The sequence below is a fragment of the Neobacillus drentensis genome (assembly GCF_036965245.1).
GTDB lineage: Bacteria > Bacillota > Bacilli > Bacillales > Cytobacillaceae > Neobacillus > Neobacillus drentensis_G.
Map to the genome: position 1 here is coordinate 1 of NZ_JBALPG010000222.1, position 2,417 is coordinate 2,417.

The window sequence follows — 2,417 nt, forward strand, 5'->3', positions numbered from 1 at the left end:
GACCTACAGGAATGCTAAAGCAGGCGTTAGCTTAAGAAGAAACTTAGTATTGGAGGTAATAACAAAATTTATATTGAACTGGAAATATGTAATTTTGATACTATTTTTGGGAGCTTTTCTTTACCTTTACCAGTGTACCATCCACTTAACTGCAATTTATTCCTATATAGAACAAAAAATGAAATAAGAATAGCTGTATGAACCATCCATACATAATTATCGATGTTAACCCCTAATTTTGAATAAATATAATTAATAAAAGTCCATAAAATGACTCCGACAAATACAAAAATAAAAACTAATCGCATTAACTCCAATAGTACCTTCATTAATACGCTCCCCACCATTTATCATCTGTATTAATTTTACCACATATTTCCAATTGTTTGTTAAACCTATCTGACCGTTAGTTAAACAAAAAGGAGGCCTAACCCTTTTTAGGTTTAAGCCCTTGTTAGTTTAAATTTCGCCTTAATGCTTAAAGGTATAATAAATGTTTAATCATCCAAGGCTTTATCAATGACAGTACCGTTTCAGGTTGCATGGCTTTGGTGTGATCCATACCATCTCCTTTCAAAATCTCTACATCCCAACCCAAAAGTTCTAATTCTTGTTTATTTTCATGCAGTTTACCAACGATATCAACTGTTACACTTCCAAAGTTTTCTCCATAAATAATGGTATCATTCTCACCAGCAAAGGCGAGCCGCGGAATCTCTAATTGATGTTGAATTTTCCGATCATTAAATTCCTTCAAATTTTCGTACAACGTAACAAACTGTTTGGTTTGATTCGTATCAATTTTCACCTTTACATTATCCCAATCCACATTTTCTGGATTTTTATTGTCTACTTGTTCATCATTGACTGGGGCATTTAGGTTATCCAAAGCCTGTTGATACGTCTTATTGGTTACCACCAGCATTTCTTTGTACGGCCCATCCATTGGTGGAAAACCACCCATGATTAGACTTTCTAGTCGGTCGGTCCGAATTGCTAATTGCAATCCAACTAACGCTAACCAGGAGTAGCCATAATAGCTAAACTTTTTACTGTTCATTTCATCAGCAATTACTAACAAATCCTTCACGATTTTTTCAGAGGTGAGATTTTCAGGATTCGGGTATCTCAAACGATGTCCTTCATAGTCAAAATATAAAACCTGAAACTTATCTTGTAGTCCCTCGATAAAATTCCTTCCTAATTCAGGGTCAACTCCCCATAGCCGCAAGTTTTCAGCTTCCTGTCCATAAACCGATTCTTTGGCGACTGGTAGCATAATAGTAATACTTTCGGGATTTCCAACTAAACCTACTTTTATTACTGATTCATCAGAGAGTTTTATCAATTTCTCCATATCTGACACTCCTTTATTGTTTATACTAATATCATATAACTTTCATGCAATCTTTCGGTTTTTCGCTTTTTTTTCCTTATATACTAGGATTTAGTTTAAAATATATTATCGTAGCACTTGAAGGTTTTACTTTAAACAAGGAGTCGGAAAGATGGATATATATACCCCTAAACAAATTGCAAATGCTATAAATGTCAGTACCACAACTTTGAGAAGATATGAAGAACAAAACCTCATTCCTGATGTCCCAAGAACAGATTGTAATCATCGTTACTATACCTCAATACATTGGCAAGCATTTATTACGATAAGGGCTCTGTTAAGAGGTTATGATATACCCATTGTTTATGAAGTAATGAGAATGATTAAGAACGTAAACTTTGAAAAAGCTCTTTGGTTAATAAATGAACAACAATTCCATATACAGCTGGAAAAACGGAGAGTGGAAGAAATGCTCACAATGATTCAAAGAGCGGATTTTACGAAATATAAAAATAAAAAATTAAAGGAATCAATGAGTATAGGGGAGGCGGCTGAAATTGCTGGCGTTAAAACTTCAGCTATTCGTCATTGGGAATATGAAGGGTTAATTCATTCGGAAAGGAATAAAGAAAACGGTTATAGAATGTTTTCGATATCTGAGTTACGAAAGATATTAGTCATCAGCAGTTTGCGAAAAACTGTATATTACATTGAAAATATGAAGCAGCTTTTAGATGATTTTGACACACAAAGTTATGTTAAAATTGAACGTTCATTTCAACTGGCTTTAGAAAATCTAAACAATCAACTGCTGCTTCAATTTAAAGGAATTACGGAGCTGACAAAATATATAAATTTTTATCGAGATTTAAATACATGAAAAAAAGAGATAAGTACACTTGTCTCTTTCTATTTTTTTCACTATAAATTTTATCATAAAATTTGCGTACTTAAGCTAACCTGCCCGTTAGCCTTCCATGCAGCGCAAAACAGGCGCTGCACCACAGAGAATGAAAATGGATCAGGAAGTCTATGCAGTTTTAATGCTAGCGAAGAAGGTCTTTGAACTATGGTGCCT

Annotated in this window: 3 protein-coding genes; 2 read left to right on the forward strand and 1 reads right to left on the reverse strand. The window is 34.0% G+C overall.

All coding sequences use genetic code 11. The features are described from left to right. Positions 1–187, forward strand: a 187-nt coding sequence (locus tag V7150_RS25765) for a hypothetical protein (protein WP_335523986.1), incomplete at its 5' end; no start/stop codon positions are given. Between the two features lie 291 nt (positions 188–478). Here the strand turns inward: V7150_RS25765 and V7150_RS25770 are convergent. Next, on the reverse strand, positions 479–1,357 hold the full coding sequence (locus V7150_RS25770; RefSeq protein ID WP_335523989.1) for an alpha/beta fold hydrolase: 879 nt from the start codon (positions 1,355–1,357) through the stop codon (positions 479–481). A 151-nt stretch (positions 1,358–1,508) separates the two neighbouring features. Here V7150_RS25770 and V7150_RS25775 point away from each other — a divergent pair, with 151 nt between their 5' ends. Beyond that, entirely contained in the window at positions 1,509–2,219 is a 711-nt protein-coding gene (locus V7150_RS25775) for a MerR family transcriptional regulator (RefSeq protein ID WP_335523991.1), read from the forward strand. The last annotated feature ends 198 nt before the right edge of the window (positions 2,220–2,417 follow it).

Coding starts and splice junctions, on each gene's coding strand:
- V7150_RS25770 (WP_335523989.1), bottom strand. CDS start 1,357: ATGGAGAAATTGATAAAACTCTCTGATGAATCAGTAATAAAAGTAGGT.
- V7150_RS25775 (WP_335523991.1), top strand. CDS start 1,509: ATGGATATATATACCCCTAAACAAATTGCAAATGCTATAAATGTCAGT.